Source organism: uncultured Methanospirillum sp. (assembly GCF_963668415.2).
GTDB lineage: Archaea > Halobacteriota > Methanomicrobia > Methanomicrobiales > Methanospirillaceae > Methanospirillum.
Genome location: NZ_CAXXDL010000001.1, coordinates 2,978,468 through 2,996,302, shown reverse-complemented (window position 1 = coordinate 2,996,302; position 17,835 = coordinate 2,978,468). Strand labels below are relative to the sequence as shown.

Below are 17,835 nucleotides of genomic sequence, written 5' to 3'. Positions count from 1 at the left end.
AAAATGTATAATTATGGTTCTATCACATCGCTGAAATCTGAAACAAATAGTATGAACTCTCATATCAGATACATCACAGCCTGGGCAGGTTTCCTTCTCCTTCTGTGTCTTCTTATCTTTCCGGCTGCTGCTGAAGTCTATGCTGCAAACGGATCCCAAATCCCCTCGGACACTCTGCCAGATCTGATCCGGGAAGATCCTTCTCTCGTGTCAGCGAATCTTCATCCCGGAGAGGTAGTTTTTTTCACCAACTCCCACTGTGGAGCCTGCCGCGATGCAGATGAATTTTTTCATGAATTTTCTCCCACACATCCGGAGATGAACCTGGAGGCCTATGATCTCTTTAACAGTACAGAGAACAGGACAGCCTTTACTGTATACAAGCAACGGTATCACCTGGATCACCTCTCAACACCGTCCATCATGGTCGGGAACCTGACCCTGGAAGGCAGTCCGGATATTCGAACTCACCTGGGAGATATCCTCTCTGTACAACAGGATCAAAAACCATCTACTGTGTTTGATTTTTTCAAACCATCAGATTCTCTCTCGAACCATGAAGAGATTTCATTTCTTCTCATCATCGGAGCCGGGCTGCTTGACGGTATAAATCCGTGTGCCTTTGCAGTACTCATCATTATGCTTGTCAATATGATGGCACAGAAGAGCAGACGGGCGATCCTGGTAACCGGACTCATCTACACAGGGGCGGTATTTGTCTTCTACTTCCTGTCAGGACTCGGGATTTTTTCGGTCATCCAGACAACCGGAGTAACGGCATTATTTTCAGTTGTAGCAGGATGTATTGCCCTTCTTGCAGGAATTTTGATGATCAAGGATGCCCTGATTCCAACGAATATGCCAACCCTTGCGATTCCTGCATCCCAGGCCGGCCGGATCAGTCGTATCATGAACAGGGCCACCCTGCCTGCTGCGTTTCTTCTTGGAATCATGGTGGGCATGTTCGAGCTCCCCTGCACTGGAGGGATCTATCTCTCTATCATATCGATGATTTCCATGCGGGTTGACCTTATGCATTCCCTCGTGTACCTCCTGGTCTACAATGTTGCCTTCGTACTTCCCTTACTTATCATTCTCGCCCTGGTTCTGTTCGGCCTGCCACCGGAACGGGTTAATGAATGGCGGCTTGAGCAGCGTCGGGTACTCAGGGGTGTGATCGGAGTTGTCCTGATCATCTTTGCCAGTTACATCCTGTATGAAGCTCTTGGATAATCACCCGATACCCTTTTTGCATGAAAAGGTCCTGCTCACCGGTTCTGCCTGGGGCCCCCAACGGGTACCGTTGGGGTTTATTTAGATCTGGCAATCTGCAGATTCAACAACCACTTTTATTGGCAGCGAAATCATTTTCTGTATTTTCTTCAGGACAGGGACACCGAAGTGTTGTATCATCACTCAAAAAATCAGTTTTGAGCACCGATAATTGGTGGGTTATAATAAGTTAAACAAAAAAAGGGTTACTTTGAAAAGACCACATTCTCAACAAATGCCTTCGGATCAAGGCTCTTTGTTATGGTTGCATCAAATGATGTACCATTCTCTGACATGACCAGCGTTAATCCACCTATCTCGGTCCAGTTTCCGGTATATATGGTGCCATCATCCGAGACTACCCCGGAGAGTGTTCCGTTCTCATCATTCACGTTCGTGAGAGGCATGTTTATTCCTGAAAGGAATTTACCGTTCTGGGTGAGATTATACGATTTTTTCTGTGAAGCCCAGTTACCACTCCAGGGGTTCGCTGAATCCATAATCTCCCCGATTCTTGTTGCATTGCTGTTGTAATATGCAGGTTCAGTCATGGGGCCATGAATATCTGCAGATCCATTGATGGTGAAGGACATCTTGTCATCTGAAAGTGTGTACGTATTTGACCCGGTCTCAATCCATACACCGGTAAATGTTCTTCCATCTTCAGATAGATTCCCTTCAAACCAGCCAGGATCTAATAAATCCAGATCTCTTGGTACGTATTCTCCGCCGATTCCGGACTGATTTTGTATGATATACATCGTATAATCAGGGGTTGACCATGTACCGTTCCATATACTATCTGACTTTTCCCCAAGTTCAGTACCGTTCACAGCAGAGACTGTACATACCACAAATAAACCAAAAATTACCAATAAACCTATCGCATTTGCATAACTCATAAGAACTCACTCGTACTAATGTTCGATAGGTCATCTTTAGTATGGTTAAGTCTATCGAAACAATGGGACATAATCAGAAAATCGCCCGTAACGTCCAGATATAATCCAGAACGTTTGCTATCTCATGGAACGTTTCTCTCAGAAGACAAAGTAAGATGGATGATATTCGGATGCATCAGATCTGGACCCCTTACAGAACAAGGAGCGTTTCATATCCGAGAACTATGAGTGAAAAAATTACTCATTTGGTACATCTCCTAAATGCGCCTGAAACCAGATTCAGGAAATAATTAGAATAAATACCCGGAAAAGTACGGTAAATCAGTTATACTTCGAAACTGACCTTTCTCCTCACATGAGTTCAAACAATTCCAACTCATCATCGGCTGCAATATCAGGATGGAACCAGTACTGGCACGATCTCTTTGTAAAATTCGAAGGACCGTACCTTCCCGGGAGGGTTTGTACAGTTCAAAAGACGAGATACGAAGTGATGGTTCAGGACGGCATCATTTCGATCCCGGTGTCAGGAGCGATGAAATCCAAGAAGATGTTTCCTGTTGTCGGAGACTTTGTTGTGGTTCTCAACCAGCCTGAATCAGTAACCCGGATGATCGTCGCGATTCTGCCCAGGAAAACCGCTCTTGAACGTGGTGGTGCGGGGGATTCTGCAGGGAAACAGGTACTTGCTGCAAATGTTGATACCGTCTTTATCGTAACCGAACCGGGATCTGATCTGAGCATCTCAAGGCTCGAACGGTACCTGCTGATAAGCAGGAGTTCAGGTGCTCTGCCGGTGATAATCCTCAACAAATCTGACACCTGCTCTGATATCACAGACCAGGTAGAAGCGATCAGGTCAGAGATAAAAGGGATCCCGATCATCCCGGTTAGTGCTGCCGAGAAGAGCGGGCTTGATAATCTGAACCCATACCTCGGGCCGGAAAAAACAGTTGTCATAATTGGTTCATCCGGAGTCGGGAAGTCAACCCTCACGAATGCACTCATTGGAGAAAAGCTTCAGGAAATCGGCGATATCAGGGATGATGATGGAAGAGGCAGACATACCACCACAGTCAGGCACCTTCTCTCACTCCCTGACGGAGGTTCACTCATTGATACTCCAGGCCTTCGGGAGATCAGGATATGGACTGCAGAGGAGAGCATCGCAGAAACGTTTGATGATATCCAGGAATATGCTACACAATGCAGGTTTTCAGACTGCACCCACAATGATGAACCCGGGTGTGCTGTCAGGCAGGCAATAGAAGACGGAGTTCTGAATCAAGATCGATTCATCAGGTATAGGAAGATCCTAAAAGAGGTATCTTTTGAACGGGAGAAGGCAGAGATCGGGCTGAAACGATTTGAGAAGAAAAAGTTCAGGGAGATCAGCAAATTGTCTAAAGAGATCACACTTGACAGAAACGCAAGAGGTGGCAGGCTATGATACTCCACAGTGGTAGATGCAGAGAGATCTAAAAAATTAAAAAAATTAAACGGTGATAGACCGCTTTATTGACCCACCAATGTTACACTGGCCGCTTACATCAATTACTGACCCGACAGATGCATTAACCGGGTAGATGTACGTAAATTCATCGGATGTTGGCTGAGATGTATACTTCTCATTCACAACTTCTTTCCCATCAACTGCAACCGTTACATCTTTCAGGTAATGCGTTGCGGGGTCAGCAACCTGATGGGTAAAGGTCGCTGAGAGATTCCCTGATGTCTGATTGTACGTGAGGTTCAGATCACTTGGCGGATGAGCTGATGCAGCAGAGATCAAAATAGTCGCAGTCAGCATAACGAGAAGTGCAAGGGAGTACTTGTTCATAGGTCTTAATGTGAATAGAATGATATCTACCTGCTGGTTATTCAGACATGAAATATAAAAATAATTGAATTAAACATTTTTTGTTGCGAATAAAAAAACTAAACCAGTTGTTCTGGTAACCTGAACTCACTCATCTTCCAAAATGGGGAAAAAGATAATAACAGAGCAAATGAGGTCAGGTTTCCTTGTTCTGGCAGGTATGTTGTGATCGATTTTTTAGCTGGATGGCTTCAGTATGAAATACGTATACCCATATTCGCCTGAGTACCTCCGATGAATATCGATCTCCTTTTCTAATCCCTGAATTATGAACTGAGCATCCTGATTATTCGCGAATTTCTCTTTCAGCATTCCCAGTCGGTCAGAGAGTGGAGAGTAATAATGATTCCACCAGCCGGTATCCGGGAGTCTGAAGGAGCCGATGATAGAATACCCTTCTGACCTGATTATCTCTTCAGCTCCGGATTCTGTCGGCAATCCTGGTGATATCTCATCAAAGAACTCCTGTGATTCCTTTGAGTGAGAGTCAGTAAACCATACACAATCTGAAAATACCAGGTACCCATCAGGCTTCACAAATTTCTTCCAGTATCGGAGGGCTGATTCCATCCCGATGATAAAGGCCGAACCTTCAGCCCAGATGATATCAAATGAGTGATCAGCGAATGGCAGGTTATCCATCGACGCCTTACGGGTTACAATCTTCCCGTCGAGTCCGGCTTTTTTTGCCCGGTTAGTGAGGTCATCGAGGAATGGCTGATGGAGATCAGATGCAGTAATCTGACAGGCCGGGCAGATTCTTGCAAGAGTGAGGGTCTGCATACCGGAACCACATCCGATATCCAGAATTTTCCCTCTTTTTTGATCAGGAGGGATAAAAGAAAAGGCAAAAGCCGTTGCCTCATCCAAGCCTGGGCCTTGTCTCGGTAATCCTTCAAACATTGATGAGATAAGCGTTACATCCATGATAAAAAGCGTTAGAGTGAAGTAATTATATCCTTTCCGGTCTTTTTGCTCATAAAAAGCCTGGAGAATGGAGATTATTCAAAAGGAGAGCACATGTTTTTCTTTCTTACAAATTTTCAGGCCATGTACCCGGGAGTTCAAAATCTCTGCTCCAGAAAATATCTGACACAACTCTTGAGGTATCCTAATGGCCACATTCATACTGCAGATAAAGGGTTTCGTTCACCTCATGGAAACTTGTTTCTTGATAACCGGTGAGATGTACATCACATGTATGTTCCAGTTCTGCAAGGCAGAAATTCAGTATTCACACTCTTCATTCTGATATTCCTTCTTCTCTCTTTTCCGGTATCTGCGGTAAACACCGGATGGCATCCGGTAAATATCACCCCGTGGGCACAGGTGGATATTCCCCCCGGCTGGACCTATGGAGATATCTCCACAGATCCTTTTGATCCTGACATCACGTCCCTTGTAGCAAAATCACCGGATGGATCAACCACGCTCCAGTATCTCTTTGACCACAATCCCAACCAGGCAACTCCGGGAGATCTTATGAGAGCCCAGGATCAGTACATGAACAAACAGGGCTTCTGCCTTTGCCAGGATAGACCGTCGTTTACTGAAAACGACGGCAACACCGCGATGAAACAGACCTATATCAAGGGGACAGAAGACGGTGCCGTTGTTTGTTCAGGTGCATATCCGGGATGGGGCAGGTATCAGTATGCACTCCTGATGAACGGAGCCAGTTCAGTCAGCAAATACTTCGATGACCTGCCAGATGATGTGGCAGACCATATCAGGCCCGTAAATGTTGGTTACGCTAATTCTACAAATACTACAGTTATCCATGATATTTAGAGACAGTTATACTCTGAATAAAAATACCCCAAATAAGTAAGTAAACCTTTCAGCCCGCGATTGCATATCAAAAACCATTTAAAAACATTTTTTTGTTTTAAGATTCTTTCGTTCCCCCACATGGTTTCTTCCAATTGCTTTTTGGGTATTGGGGATTCCACATTTCAGATTCGAGCAATTATTACGATTTAGGAGTTTCCATCGCCAGGATTATTATATATAAACGCTTCCAGATTCATAACCTGCAAAAACCGACCTTTTTATTTTGATTATTACTAGACAATTTAGGCCTTTATTTTATCACAATGGACATCTAGCAGTTCAATTTGCCATCAATAAAAATTTTATTCATGACAGATTGATTCTGTGAGAATCCTTTGTATGGTATCATCCCGGATTCACAAGAAGAGGCTCCCAACAACGCATATCGTTAATTAGAGGCTGTCCAATGAAAAGATGTAGATTGGACAGATTGTCAATCAAATAATTCGCTTTTTGTCGAACTACCAATTTTTACAATAGAATGATAGATACACGCACTGCAAAGGATGGGAATCAACATCCAAACTACTCAAAATTACAGTTGATAGACGAAGAAGAACTAAAAACTCGATAGCATTCGCTACTTAATGGGACATCTGCATTTTATTTTTTCAGTAATATTTTGATAGACCCTGACCCTTTCCTTGGTTTTTTACTAAATTTGCAAGTAATACAAACTGATATGAAATGAGATTCAATGTCATGTAAAATTCTTCAGATCTTTTCTGAATCCATTTTACACTGAAATTAAACATTCGTTTCATGTGTGAATGAGTTCTTTCACAATCTGCCCTTGATTTGTATTCAACTCTGAAATTTGGATTAAGTAAGTTCTGATTGCGAAGATACATCCCGACCTGTTTCTCCCTTCCATTATTCGTGAGAAATAGCATTTTTTCCTCAATAGAATCTCGAATGTCTCCCCCTTTCTTCCACATTTTATTTACCCAATGATCAATTCTCTCAATTGTCCCCTCTATGTTCAAAATTGCGTTCTTGCTTGGATCGATTAGTGGTTGAATTCTGAAAATTCTCCAGTATCTCGCATAAATCATGAAGGAATCATAGCCACCATCAAGTTGAACTTTGATCATGCTTGGATTCATCGTACCAACAATTTCAGCTAATGGGATTGCATATGGGGAATCATGAGCATTACCTTCAGAAAATATTCCATAAAGTGGAAAGTTGTTTAAATGAAATATGTGATATTTGTGCATCCTGCAAGCGTAATGGGGATTATATTCTGCATATTTATCATACCTTGAGGCTTCAATAGGGGTTGAATCAACCATTCCGTGACCATTCTGAATAGATTGACATGCAATGGCTCCGTTTAGGTACATGATCTTCTTAAAGCCGTCTAATCGCAAACGATTGTAAGCAAAATCATGTAAATTACTTGCAGAGGGAATATGATATTTTCCGGGCTCTATTTCAGGAATTCCAAGAGCAATGCAATCTTCAAGTGTTAGTGATTTGATGAATTTTCGATAGGATTGTTTTCGAAAGGAATGGACAATCAAGAGTTTGAATAATAATATTGGTGAATATAACCATTTTCGAGTTTGGCTGTAATTGAGATGGTTGTGCAATTCAATTTCAATCTGGGTAAGATCCATTTTTCCAAGTAATGTACTGATTGAAACACTATTTGTTGGATTTACAGTCCCATGTAATGTCCTTTTTTCGTTTGAGCCAACGAGCATAGAGGCCAGTTTCAATAGTATATAATGGTGCCGAAATCGGTCCCACGGCAATTAACGAAATGAAAAAAGAGTGGAGAGTCGAGAAATTTTATGACCTATTTAAATAATAGGGCCTTCGTTGGACGGCCTCAATTAATCACCCTGGCGGAATGGTGTTACATATACCTGGCATTGGTTGACTGATCAACTATAAATAATACCGTTGACATATCAACTTTGTTGCAATTGTTCTCTTGAAAAATTTCAACTACGCACAATTCGGAATAACCAAAGATAATCTAGAGGAAAACAATGAGCGATTCACCATTTATCGGAAAATTAATTTCATTTCTCTATAGGTATAGTCAGATGTACCTTGATAACGAACTGGCTTCGTACCACATCGGATCCGGCCAATTTTACATTTTAATGCCACTCTATATATATGATGGAATAAACCAGGAGTCGCTTTCCCAGTCAATAAGTATAAACAAAGCTGCAGTAACCCGAGCCATACAGAAATTAATTAATGAAGGTTATGTTTTCAGGCAAAGAAGCGGAGAAGACAAACGTTCCTATCATATATATCTGACTGAAAAGGGAAGGCTGATAGAGCCTCATATAAAACAGATTGCCCTAAAATGGGAGGATATACTCTTATCGGAATTTGAGTCAGATCATAGGAATTTGATCGTGAATTCTTTAGAAGATATGATTGAGAATGTATCCAGAATTATGGTAAAATAATCAGGATTATCATGGATTTTAAAAATTATCACCTTGTTCTGCTTTGTATAACTGCCTTTTTTGCAATGGCTGGGGGAGCACTTATAACACCTGTATTACCTGAAATGGTAGGACCACTGCATACAACTACCCAAGGGGTAGGGATGTTGATGTCAGTTTTTACTATCTCTACTGCAATATTCACACTGATTATCGGACAATTCATTGATTGTGTTAACCGGAAAAAAATACTCGTGACCGGTCTTGTAATCTATGGACTTACAGGCCTTGTGAGTTTTTTTCTCTCTGATGTGAACTCATTACTGATTATGAGGTTTATTCAGGGTATTGGAGTAGCTGCGATAACCTCTCTAGCCATGCTGATTATCGGTGATGTTTACACAGGTATTGACTGTGTAGGAGCAATGAGTAAAATCAGTATATCATTTGCTTTGGGTTCTGTATTTGCGCCAATTATCGGAGGAGGACTGGCAACCTTGGGATGGAATTATGCATTTCTCTTTTATGCCATTTCCCTGCCATTTGCTTTAGTTGTTATGATTATTCTTCCTGAAACCAGAAAGCAGAAGGAGATGAGCAGTCACAAAGGTACCGTTGAAGCGCTTAAATATCTCAAAGATTTGCCAATACTTTACACAATTTTTATGGGCTTTTCGATATATTTTCTTTTATTTGCCATGATGATCTATGTGCCCTTTATGCTCAAGAATGAGTTCAACTTTGCTTCAGGAGTATCTGGAATCATGCTAGCCGTCCCGGGTATAGCTTGTGTAGTGATGGCACCAAAGGTAAGATATTTTGCAGCCAGATATTCATTAATTCGGGTGATTATTGCAGGATTTATTCTTGTTGGGTTATCGCTGTTAGTAATGCCCCTTGTACCCTCTATAATCGGAGTATTTCTCTTATTACTCCTGTTTGGATTAGGGCTTGTACTTTCACAGACATGCATTGACGCACAGATTATTCAGATATCTCCACTTGAGGCAAGAGGCGGCGTGATATCAATTTATAGTTGCATGAGATACGTTGGTCAAAGTTTTTCGCCAATAATTTTAGGTGTAATTCTGGCATATTTTGGAATAAACGCTGTTTTTATTACTGCAGGAATTTTTGGGTTGCTTGTTGCTTTGATGACGTATAGAATGAAAATTTGGTTTGATAATCCTAATAATACGTACATTAGTGAGTGAAAAACCAATCAGGATAGTTAATACCCTCTTTTTATATTTATCTAAATATTCTTGTAACTATTTGGGATCCTGATAATGTAAGAAAGTGCTGTAAATTCAGATAGCCCTGTATCTACTGACCAAAGGAGAACAGGATCATGGATTTATTAGCCTTTTCTTATTCTATCTAACCCGTGGGAGGTTGACTACAGGCTATTGTAATTAATTGAACTTCTTTATGTCCATCTAATTTTTCTTATCATTAACTTTGGTAATACGTACTTTTATAAAGTAATTTCGGCCCTTTTTTGTAGAATAAAGTGACGAGGGACACTAGGCAAAAACAATAACAAATTATCACTTGTATAATAAGTATAAGAGATAAAACTCTTCAAATACTCAAAATCCTTTTCTGGATCAATATCAATATACAATTTTGTTGGTTCAAAGAGATCTGTCGTTCCTGAAAACTCAATTTCATCCCCAACTTTGTGAGTATCTATAGGATTATGGTAATTTTCAGATTGTTATCTGCAATAACCGGAACAGGACATATACATTGTATCATTATTATATTCACAATTAGGAGAAGGATCTTGCAGGAATAATCCTTAATTACGACAGGATGGTTTAAATTCCAGATTCTCTATAAATCAACTAATATTTTTATCAAACACCGGGAAATAGGATATTAAGTTGAAAACCGGATGTCCAGTATTTATACCCAGCCTTAAACCTGTTTCTTCTCGATAATAAAGAACAAAGAAGAAACTACTTATTAGTTCTTTCAGAATTTGTAAGATTGTAAAGAACATATTTGAATGAATTTGATGTTATTAGTAAATAGTATAAATGAGGTAATTACCTCTTCAAATAGTCCATATTCTGAATTCATAAGTTGGATCTGATATCATTAATCCTATTATCAAATCAGTTAATCTTCCTTGGAAAAAAGGAAATACATATGACGATGCAATAATTAAATTTCATAATGTTACCAAAGTCTATACTCTCGATTCCGGAGATGTTACTGGAATAGATGAGGTTTCTTTGGAGATCCATCCCGGAGAGTTCATTGCGATCATGGGACCTTCTGGTTCAGGGAAATCCACACTGCTAAACCTGATGGGATGTCTGGATGTACCTAATGAGGGTGAGATCTGGATTGACGGTAACTCGACTGGAACCATGACCGATAACCAGTTAACAGACCTCAGACTGAACACCCTCGGTTTTGTATTCCAATATTTTAACCTGTTTCCTCTGTTCAATGCCTTAAATAATGTTCATTATCCATATGTTACCCGGACAGGGAGGGTGCATGACACTACCCGGGCAGAAGAAGCACTCACTGATGTCGGGCTTCCCGATAATTTTTGGCATCATCGCCCTAATCAACTCTCTGGAGGTCAGCAACAGAGAGTTGCGATTGCCAGGGCTCTGGTTAACGATCCGGCAATAATTCTCTGTGATGAACCCACAGGTAACCTTGACACAAAAACAGGTACTGCTATCCTGGAATTATTATCTGCCTTGAGTACACGTGAAGGAAGAACAATAGTTATGGTCACTCATGATCTGAAAACCGCAGGATATGCAGATCGAATCATCAGGATTGTGGACGGGAAAGTTGAAGGATAATCATAATGACCAGTCAGAGGATAATATTCAGTTTTGCTACTAATAATCTTCGTCTTCACTGGCTTCGATCCCTTCTTGCAGTGATAGGAATAATCATTGGAGTATTGTCCATCATCTCAATGGGGATGATCCAGAACGTCACCGTTATGACGAATATGGAGCAGTGGAAGTCTTTGGATTCGTTCCAGGTGAATTTGAATACCGATTATGCCGAAAAGGAAGGAATCGATCCATATATCTCCGAACGACAGGCCGATCAGATCCAAAAAATTAGTACAGAAGCCATTTTTGCACCATATTACTACGATTCTGATGACACTATAAAACATAAAAAAGAAAAACTCAGTACGACGATATATGGGATTAAACCCCAGAATCTTAATCTTTTATTTGAGTTTCAAGTAGGGAATATCCCCCGTTCTGGAAATGAAATTGTTATCGGGGCAGACCTTGCCAAAAAAAAGAATCTGTGGATAGGATCCCAGATTATCATAATTTCAAAGGATGGTCAGGAAATACCAACCCGGGTTGTAGGTGTTCTAAAACCCTATCCTCAAATGTGGATGATGTCTCCTGATCAGGCAATATTTCCATATGAACCATGGCTCAGAGAACGGATCATGTTCAAAGGATATAACAATGTCCTCGTAAAAGTTAAGGATACAAAGAATATCGAGACGATTAAGCAGAATATTCTTACAGAAATGAATAAAAGAAAGACAATTATGGATATTTTTGATCTGAATGAATACCGAAATCAGTGGATTGAAGATATGCAGAAACAGGCTGCCAGTGCCACCGCTACAGCAGGAATATCCCTGATCGTCGCGGGTGTATCTATCTTTAATGTAATGGTCATGTCTGTTATCGAACGATACCGGGAGATAGGAGTACTCCGTTCAATAGGAACTAGGCGATCAGCGATCATGTGCATGTTCATCTATGAATCATTTCTTCTCGGTCTACTCGGAGCAATTCTTGGGGGAATATCTGGAGTAATAATTGGATATACCAGTATATCGCTTATGTCCGGGTTGAAATATTTCTATGACCCGTCCACCCTGATATCAATCCCGTATGGAATGAGTTATGGTATTGCTATAAGTCTTATTTCCGGGATATACCCAGCTTGGAAAGCATCCCGCCTGAATCCCATTGAGGCACTTAGGCAGGAGTGATCAGAATGAGAGAAACAAAGCATGATTTGAATATTAAATGTATGTTGAAGGTATAATATGAGAGACAACTCAATTCCAGATAAAATGGAATATCCAGTATTCATCAGAAATAAATTCATGAACATCCTGTTTTTCTTTGTTATTTGCGGGATTCTTTTTTCTTCCCCTGTAACATCTAACAGTACATCACCAGATCCATTCTTTGAGAATACGATCGCTGCACAGCATATCCAAGTCAGCAACTGCACCATAAACCCTGCTGTCCTCATGCCTGGTGACCAGGCAACTGTCACTATACTCCTTACCAATACAGGAACAGACACCGGTGTCGGAATTAACAGCGCGTCTATTAGTTCTGAAGATATACATATTCTCTCCAGTAAGTACGGAAAAGTAGGTTCTATCGGACCATCGAATTCCATGTCGTTTACTTATACACTAAAGGCTGGAGATAAGAACGGTATCTATTATCCGGTTTTCTCTACGGAATTTAGAGGAACCTACTTCCTTAGATATCCGTTCAAAGTAGAAGTTCAGGATATCCCGCTTGATGCATCAATCTTCGAAAAACCAAATACGTGGGCAGATGATAAAAAGGAGAAGATTATTCTTCACGTTGGAAACCGAAGAGATAATGAGTTAACTGGTATCATTATCGTTCCCCATTCAGGTCCTCACGAGGTATTTCCTGCATCATATATCATCGGGACCCTCACTCCCGGAGAGGTCAGGGAGGTTCCATTTAATGTAACTCCTCATGGTGAAGGACCAATCGATTTCGCTGTGGAGTATAAAAATGGGATAAATATCCATAATACATCATGCACGCTCCCCTTAACAATCGGAAAAAATAAAAAAGAGGCAAATCTCTTTATATCCAATGTCGATATTACATCAACCGGGGAGCATATCAGAGTTAAGGGAGATGTATCGAACTCCGGGCTTGAAACCGCTAATGGTGTCACAGTTACCTCTAAAAACCCTGCTGAGCCAGTTTTTCCAAATAAAGAATACGGGGTCGGGATACTGAAAGCTTCAGAGTTTTCAAACTTTGAAGTAACCTTTACGGCTCCTTTAAACTGTAGTGAGGTCCCTCTAGTTACCAGTTTTAAGGATGCTGATGGACGGATAATCTCCACAGAGACACAGGTCAATATTTCCTCTGCTTCTGTAATGAATATGACCGATCTTCTACTGCCAGGTGAAGAACCAGATCTACTTCCGGGAGTTTCGAATAATAGTCTTCAGATCGGTGTATTATTACTTGTCATTCTCATCGGATTCATGCTGTATTGGCGTCGTAAGCAACGTTACCCGACGGAACGTGTGACGAGAATGGGTATCCAAGTCAATGGGGGAAACACCACTCCACTTCAAAAAACCGGTACAAAAAAACCACAACTCCCCGATGGAAATCATAATCGATTTCAAGAAGGGATAAAACTGTATCAACAGGAAGACTTCGTAAAGGCAGCGGAGATCTTTCATCAGATTGTTGTGGAGGATCGGATGAATCATCGTGCATGGAATGCATATGGCATCTGTCTTACTCGACTCAAAGAATATCAGGCTGCACATGATTGTTACGAGAATGCTCTGATGCTTGAACCTGGAAATATGTCATACGAGAGAAATAAAGACAGAAATGAGGTGAAGAGTCAGGAATCATGAGGAATTATTTCCATGAACCATCCAAAACCCCGAAGGTTTTATAATGAGGGAGCAATGGCTTTTTCATAAAATCGGAGTTATGTATCCACATTGCAGAAAAATCATCTTTCTATTATTGAAGGTTTAGTACAGGTAGTAGAAGGGGATCTATGGATGCCAAATTATCCTCATAATTATCAGTTTGAAAATTTGGAGATCCAGTCAGATTTAGCATATAACTGAATAGTAACAAAAAATTTACAACAAATACCTCATAAGGCATAACCAGATTTTTTATCTCTGGTAGAAGGAGAAAAAGGATCACAGATGCGATCCGGTCTGACAAACGTCAGGGCAATGGAGGATCAATCCATTGCGTAATTATTTTTCAAAGGGAGGCACCAGTCAGGCCCGGACAGGAGGTGGTGTATATGAAGTTATACGGCACGGATGTAGGAGGACATTGTGGTATGACTCTGTGATGTATCCTGTCTGGGATGGACAGACAGGTGATAGGTTTATCCGAGCTGGCTGATCTCCCTGTGACATACATGAGTTGTGTGAAACACCGTATAAAGGATCATGAGGAAACAAATATGTCACAGTTTCACATGAAACCAGACCTTTTTCAAAGAGGAATTTTTTTCAAAAAAGGACCTGAACCCTGATTGCAATATCTGCCCCGGACTACTCGTTGCACCTGGTTTCAGAGGTTGGGATCATGAAACCAGTTTCTCCGGTTTCCCACCAGATATAAGAAAGAATGATGGAGAGAATGTTGCAACCGGTTGCAACGATATTTTTTCTCACATCAGCTAAACCCTCCGGAAGATGAAAAAATACATGGAAGGCTGATAACGCGGCACCATCAAACATGAAGCCGGGATCTGCACAGCAGCGGTATCTCATGAGGGCATACCAGACCGGTGATCTCGGCAGTAAAAGGAGATCCAGGGAAATAACAATCAGGAAGTCTGGGTCGTCACACCATCTGTGCTTTCCGCGTTAGTCACCGGTCTGATATGTTCTGCGACCTGTGGAGGAATCGACTCGTAATACTTTGCCACTGCATCCGGACCTTGCATAACCAGGATATAATGTGCCACACCCCATCCCGGATATGTTACCGTTCCGATCACGGCGGCATCATCGATTCCCCGAACATAGGTCTGGCGATAGGCTGAGTGATCTGCACTCTCATCCTTGATCGGATCCTTGGTTTTGCAGATCCTGAACCCGAGTTTACTCATATAACTACTCTGAAACTGCTGGATCTCATTGATAGTCAGAGGTTCGGGAGTACGGGCAAGAATGTAGATAAGCCGGGAGTTCGTATCAGGAGATACAGCCTTGAGCGTTACATCGTCTGGTTTGGCGGTCTCATTGGCATCCACGGAGACACTCCATCCCACGGGAGTATCGACCTTGACCCAGGATCTGGCCTCTGATGGTTGCCAGGAATCAGCAATGACACCATATGAACAGAGCGCAAGGAGAAGGAACAGGAGCAGAAGGGGTGAACTATGGTGAAGAAAACTGAAAGAGTCGGGTCGCCGGATCAGGAAGGAGTGAAATATCATGGATCTTACTTGTCATCTGGTGAGTAAACTCCTTCTGTTCGTACCGGGTTGAAATCTTATAGGAGGATCAGCGGTGGTAAACCGTGCCATCTCGCGTGATGTTTTGTCAAGTGGCATAGTCGCATCCTGGATCGCCTGTGTGATACAGTCGGGTGCTCCTGATGACACCCGGCAACAACCAGAAGGGAGATTGAATCTGTCAAAAGGATTTTTGATTGGGAGATGAGAAAAAAATACGACGTATGCCTGCACCGGTTACATGCATATATATACTAATGTTATGCGTGAGGGAATCATTTACATAACCGGGTGAACGCATAAAGAGCCGACCTGATCAGATACGAACTTCACAGAATACAACATAGGTAGTCTGGAGACACAGAGGCAGGAATATACATGACCTCAGAAGTATCAACTGACGGAAGTATCCTTCTTTCAAAAGAGCAATCAGAAGAGATATGGGAACTTGGGAATGCAGGAGCACAGAATGCGGCTGCAGCACTCTCAACCCTGCTGAACCAGAAGGTGACCATCAGACTCCCATCAATCCTGGTGGTGAACCTGAGCAACCTCCAGGAACATATTGATGACACCATCGCAGCGATGGTCATCTTTCAGATAAAAGGTCAGGTCTCTGCAGGAGGGTCACTGGTTCTGCATGTACCTAAACCGTCGATTCTCAGACTCTCCCATATCATGCTTGGCCAGCCAGAAGACGACCGGGAGATCGACGAGATGGACCAGAGCATGCTTCATGAGATCGGCAACATCATGATGTCATCATACCTTGATGCCTGTGCAACCCTGCTCTCTATCATACTGCTTCCATCACCGCCATCCATGGCCATCGATATGGCTCATGCTGTCCTTGAATCGATCATTGCTACCCATGAGGTCGAAGACAACGCAGATCAGGTTCTCTTCTTCAAAACCGAGATGAGGTGTGCGGAACAGGAGATCGATGCAGAACTGTTCCTGCTTCCGAGCAGGGCTCTCCTGAAAGAACTCCTGGATCGGTTCAGAAAAGTCAGGGCAGAAAATACGGGATAAGGGCAGAAATCTCCGAAACCCGTAGCATCAGAACTGGGTAGATCGCCCGCATGAGGGGGATCCTGACCGGGAACATGCCTTTTGGCAGCCCTGGTTCTGTCCCTGGCACCCAGCTGTTCCGCCAGACTGACATCCGGCAGAGATCTGATTATTATTTTTACAGCATGGAGAGTCTAAAGTAGCCTTTCCCGTTGAAGTAAACTTTTTCTGACCTTTTGAGGAATCAGACATTTTTGTTGGAATGATGGCACCGGCTACGATCCAGCCGATGACAGCAATTATGAGAAGCATACCGACGATCAAAAGAACCCGGTCGGTTTGTTGTTGTTCCATACACAGTTTTTGAACGGAGAGACAAAAGCATTTGTCGTAGATTGAGCTACACGTCAATCGTGGGAAAATTCTCATGCCGTCTTTCCCGATCATCAGTACACGTTGTAAGAACCTTAACCCGGGGAAGACTGCACATCTTCTCCTTTATCCCGGCCAATAAAAAAAGGGTTACTGGTTGCCACTCTCGTACACGAGAGTCAGGTACCGTGCTTCAAAGATGGTGAAGACAACCGAGACAAAGAACATGATGATAAACCCGAGATATGGAATTTCTGTGATGAGATTGAAGGCAATGCCCATAACAAAACTTATGACCCAGAGAACAACTGAAGCAAGAAGGTATGAACCCCATCCAATCCCACGAATGGTCTGCAGAATTGCTGAGAAATTGAATGCTTCCATGAACGATTCTGTTCGTGCCATCCGTATGATCCCAATGGATGAGATGAGAACGGTAATAATTCCCAGGATGAATACCAAAAGCCCACTCCCGATTATCGGGAGGATGTAAGGTGCAAGATCGTGAATATTGAAATGGAATTCACCACCTTCAGCAATTTTGGAGAAGATACTCACACCAATAGCCATGAATGAAACGACCCCAACAATGAGGACCGGAATAAAATACACACATATTGCCACGAGGTACTTCAGACCATTCACAAAGAGTTTTCCAAAGTTCTCTACCTCTGGTGGAGGAGTCCTTCCCCGATAGATCTCCAACGTGTATCCCATAATGAGTGGGAAGATGATCGACATAATGGTTAGAAGAATCCACCGTTTCCACTGTTGCCATACCGACTCTTTCGTATAATCGACTGAGTCCCGAATTGCTGATCCGATATCCATAATACTCTACCATCCGAAGTTTGTATGACTGGCATTTAATGATATTCTATCATGAACTGGA

Annotated in this window: 16 protein-coding genes; 9 read left to right on the top strand and 7 right to left on the bottom strand. The window is 42.1% G+C overall.

Translation table 11 applies throughout. The features are described 5' to 3' along the window. The first annotated feature begins 3 nt into the window (after nucleotides 1–3). On the top strand, nucleotides 4–1,233 hold the full coding sequence (locus ACHZA2_RS14155; protein WP_394698597.1) for a cytochrome c biogenesis protein: 1,230 nt from the start codon (nucleotides 4–6) through the stop codon (nucleotides 1,231–1,233). A gap of 245 nt (nucleotides 1,234–1,478) precedes the next feature. On the opposite strand, the gene ACHZA2_RS14150 is transcribed toward ACHZA2_RS14155, so the two are convergent. Continuing rightward, entirely contained in the window at nucleotides 1,479–2,174 is a 696-nt protein-coding gene (locus ACHZA2_RS14150) for a hypothetical protein (RefSeq protein ID WP_319580249.1), read from the bottom strand. 355 nt (nucleotides 2,175–2,529) lie between these two features. Between ACHZA2_RS14150 and rsgA the strand changes: the two genes are divergently transcribed. Then, nucleotides 2,530–3,624 (top strand): ribosome small subunit-dependent GTPase A, encoded by a 1,095-nt coding sequence (gene rsgA, locus ACHZA2_RS14145; protein WP_319580248.1) that lies wholly within the window; start codon nucleotides 2,530–2,532, stop codon nucleotides 3,622–3,624. A gap of 45 nt (nucleotides 3,625–3,669) precedes the next feature. Here the strand turns inward: rsgA and ACHZA2_RS14140 are convergent, their stop codons facing one another. After that, nucleotides 3,670–4,014, bottom strand: a complete 345-nt coding sequence (locus ACHZA2_RS14140) for a hypothetical protein (protein WP_319538218.1) — start codon at nucleotides 4,012–4,014, stop codon at nucleotides 3,670–3,672. A gap of 216 nt (nucleotides 4,015–4,230) precedes the next feature. After that, nucleotides 4,231–4,956 (bottom strand): class I SAM-dependent methyltransferase, encoded by a 726-nt coding sequence (locus tag ACHZA2_RS14135; protein WP_319580247.1) that lies wholly within the window; start codon nucleotides 4,954–4,956, stop codon nucleotides 4,231–4,233. A 294-nt stretch (nucleotides 4,957–5,250) separates the two neighbouring features. Here ACHZA2_RS14135 and ACHZA2_RS14130 point away from each other — a divergent pair, with 294 nt between their 5' ends. Continuing rightward, nucleotides 5,251–5,844 carry a hypothetical protein gene (locus ACHZA2_RS14130; RefSeq protein ID WP_319580246.1) on the top strand — a complete coding sequence of 198 codons (594 nt, stop codon included), beginning with the start codon at nucleotides 5,251–5,253 and terminating at the stop codon, nucleotides 5,842–5,844. A gap of 653 nt (nucleotides 5,845–6,497) precedes the next feature. Here ACHZA2_RS14130 and ACHZA2_RS14125 read toward each other — a convergent pair. Further along, nucleotides 6,498–7,595, bottom strand: coding sequence for a transposase (locus ACHZA2_RS14125; RefSeq protein WP_319578110.1), 1,098 nt, complete (start codon nucleotides 7,593–7,595; stop codon nucleotides 6,498–6,500). A gap of 291 nt (nucleotides 7,596–7,886) precedes the next feature. On the opposite strand from ACHZA2_RS14125, the gene ACHZA2_RS14120 reads away from it, so the two are divergent. The 5 genes from ACHZA2_RS14120 to ACHZA2_RS14100 all read left to right on the top strand — a co-directional run bounded on the left by ACHZA2_RS14120 (nucleotide 7,887) and on the right by ACHZA2_RS14100 (nucleotide 13,983). After that, nucleotides 7,887–8,321 carry a MarR family transcriptional regulator gene (locus ACHZA2_RS14120; protein ID WP_319580245.1) on the top strand — a complete coding sequence of 145 codons (435 nt, stop codon included), beginning with the start codon at nucleotides 7,887–7,889 and terminating at the stop codon, nucleotides 8,319–8,321. An 11-nt stretch (nucleotides 8,322–8,332) separates the two neighbouring features. Beyond that, nucleotides 8,333–9,514 carry an MFS transporter gene (locus ACHZA2_RS14115; protein WP_319580244.1) on the top strand — a complete coding sequence of 394 codons (1,182 nt, stop codon included), beginning with the start codon at nucleotides 8,333–8,335 and terminating at the stop codon, nucleotides 9,512–9,514. 1,029 nt (nucleotides 9,515–10,543) lie between these two features. After that, complete coding sequence (locus ACHZA2_RS14110; protein WP_319580243.1) at nucleotides 10,544–11,134, top strand: ABC transporter ATP-binding protein; 591 nt, start codon at nucleotides 10,544–10,546, stop codon at nucleotides 11,132–11,134. Between the two features lie 5 nt (nucleotides 11,135–11,139). Further along, the gene (locus ACHZA2_RS14105) at nucleotides 11,140–12,312 is read left to right on the top strand and encodes an FtsX-like permease family protein (RefSeq protein WP_319580242.1); all 1,173 of its coding nucleotides are present in this window, start codon (nucleotides 11,140–11,142) and stop codon (nucleotides 12,310–12,312) included. A gap of 117 nt (nucleotides 12,313–12,429) precedes the next feature. Further along, the gene (locus tag ACHZA2_RS14100; RefSeq protein WP_319580241.1) at nucleotides 12,430–13,983 is read left to right on the top strand and encodes a tetratricopeptide repeat protein; all 1,554 of its coding nucleotides are present in this window, start codon (nucleotides 12,430–12,432) and stop codon (nucleotides 13,981–13,983) included. A 944-nt stretch (nucleotides 13,984–14,927) separates the two neighbouring features. On the opposite strand, the gene ACHZA2_RS14095 is transcribed toward ACHZA2_RS14100, so the two are convergent. Then, a complete protein-coding gene (locus ACHZA2_RS14095; RefSeq protein ID WP_319580240.1) occupies nucleotides 14,928–15,542 on the bottom strand; it encodes a hypothetical protein in 615 nt (204 codons plus the stop codon). 396 nt (nucleotides 15,543–15,938) lie between these two features. Between ACHZA2_RS14095 and ACHZA2_RS14090 the strand changes: the two genes are divergently transcribed. Beyond that, a complete protein-coding gene (locus tag ACHZA2_RS14090; protein WP_319580238.1) occupies nucleotides 15,939–16,592 on the top strand; it encodes a chemotaxis protein CheC in 654 nt (217 codons plus the stop codon). 27 nt (nucleotides 16,593–16,619) lie between these two features. On the opposite strand, the gene ACHZA2_RS14085 is transcribed toward ACHZA2_RS14090, so the two are convergent. Both ACHZA2_RS14085 and ACHZA2_RS14080 read right to left on the bottom strand, forming a co-directional pair. Next, nucleotides 16,620–16,925 carry a hypothetical protein gene (locus ACHZA2_RS14085; protein WP_319580237.1) on the bottom strand — a complete coding sequence of 102 codons (306 nt, stop codon included), beginning with the start codon at nucleotides 16,923–16,925 and terminating at the stop codon, nucleotides 16,620–16,622. Between the two features lie 168 nt (nucleotides 16,926–17,093). Next, complete coding sequence (locus tag ACHZA2_RS14080; RefSeq protein ID WP_319580236.1) at nucleotides 17,094–17,774, bottom strand: DUF4013 domain-containing protein; 681 nt, start codon at nucleotides 17,772–17,774, stop codon at nucleotides 17,094–17,096. Nucleotides 17,775–17,835: the final 61 nt, after the last annotated feature.

Bases quoted from the DNA above. Each gene is read 5' to 3' on its own strand.
- ACHZA2_RS14155 (WP_394698597.1), top strand. From the start codon at position 4: ATGTATAATTATGGTTCTATCACATCGCTGAAATCTGAAACAAATAGT.
- ACHZA2_RS14150 (WP_319580249.1), bottom strand. From the start codon at position 2,174: ATGAGTTATGCAAATGCGATAGGTTTATTGGTAATTTTTGGTTTATTT.
- rsgA (WP_319580248.1), top strand. From the start codon at position 2,530: ATGAGTTCAAACAATTCCAACTCATCATCGGCTGCAATATCAGGATGG.
- ACHZA2_RS14140 (WP_319538218.1), bottom strand. From the start codon at position 4,014: ATGAACAAGTACTCCCTTGCACTTCTCGTTATGCTGACTGCGACTATT.
- ACHZA2_RS14135 (WP_319580247.1), bottom strand. From the start codon at position 4,956: ATGTTTGAAGGATTACCGAGACAAGGCCCAGGCTTGGATGAGGCAACG.
- ACHZA2_RS14130 (WP_319580246.1), top strand. From the start codon at position 5,251: ATGTATGTTCCAGTTCTGCAAGGCAGAAATTCAGTATTCACACTCTTC.
- ACHZA2_RS14125 (WP_319578110.1), bottom strand. From the start codon at position 7,595: ATGCTCGTTGGCTCAAACGAAAAAAGGACATTACATGGGACTGTAAAT.
- ACHZA2_RS14120 (WP_319580245.1), top strand. From the start codon at position 7,887: ATGAGCGATTCACCATTTATCGGAAAATTAATTTCATTTCTCTATAGG.
- ACHZA2_RS14115 (WP_319580244.1), top strand. From the start codon at position 8,333: ATGGATTTTAAAAATTATCACCTTGTTCTGCTTTGTATAACTGCCTTT.
- ACHZA2_RS14105 (WP_319580242.1), top strand. From the start codon at position 11,140: ATGACCAGTCAGAGGATAATATTCAGTTTTGCTACTAATAATCTTCGT.
- ACHZA2_RS14100 (WP_319580241.1), top strand. From the start codon at position 12,430: ATGAACATCCTGTTTTTCTTTGTTATTTGCGGGATTCTTTTTTCTTCC.
- ACHZA2_RS14095 (WP_319580240.1), bottom strand. From the start codon at position 15,542: ATGATATTTCACTCCTTCCTGATCCGGCGACCCGACTCTTTCAGTTTT.
- ACHZA2_RS14090 (WP_319580238.1), top strand. From the start codon at position 15,939: ATGACCTCAGAAGTATCAACTGACGGAAGTATCCTTCTTTCAAAAGAG.
- ACHZA2_RS14085 (WP_319580237.1), bottom strand. From the start codon at position 16,925: ATGGAACAACAACAAACCGACCGGGTTCTTTTGATCGTCGGTATGCTT.
- ACHZA2_RS14080 (WP_319580236.1), bottom strand. From the start codon at position 17,774: ATGGATATCGGATCAGCAATTCGGGACTCAGTCGATTATACGAAAGAG.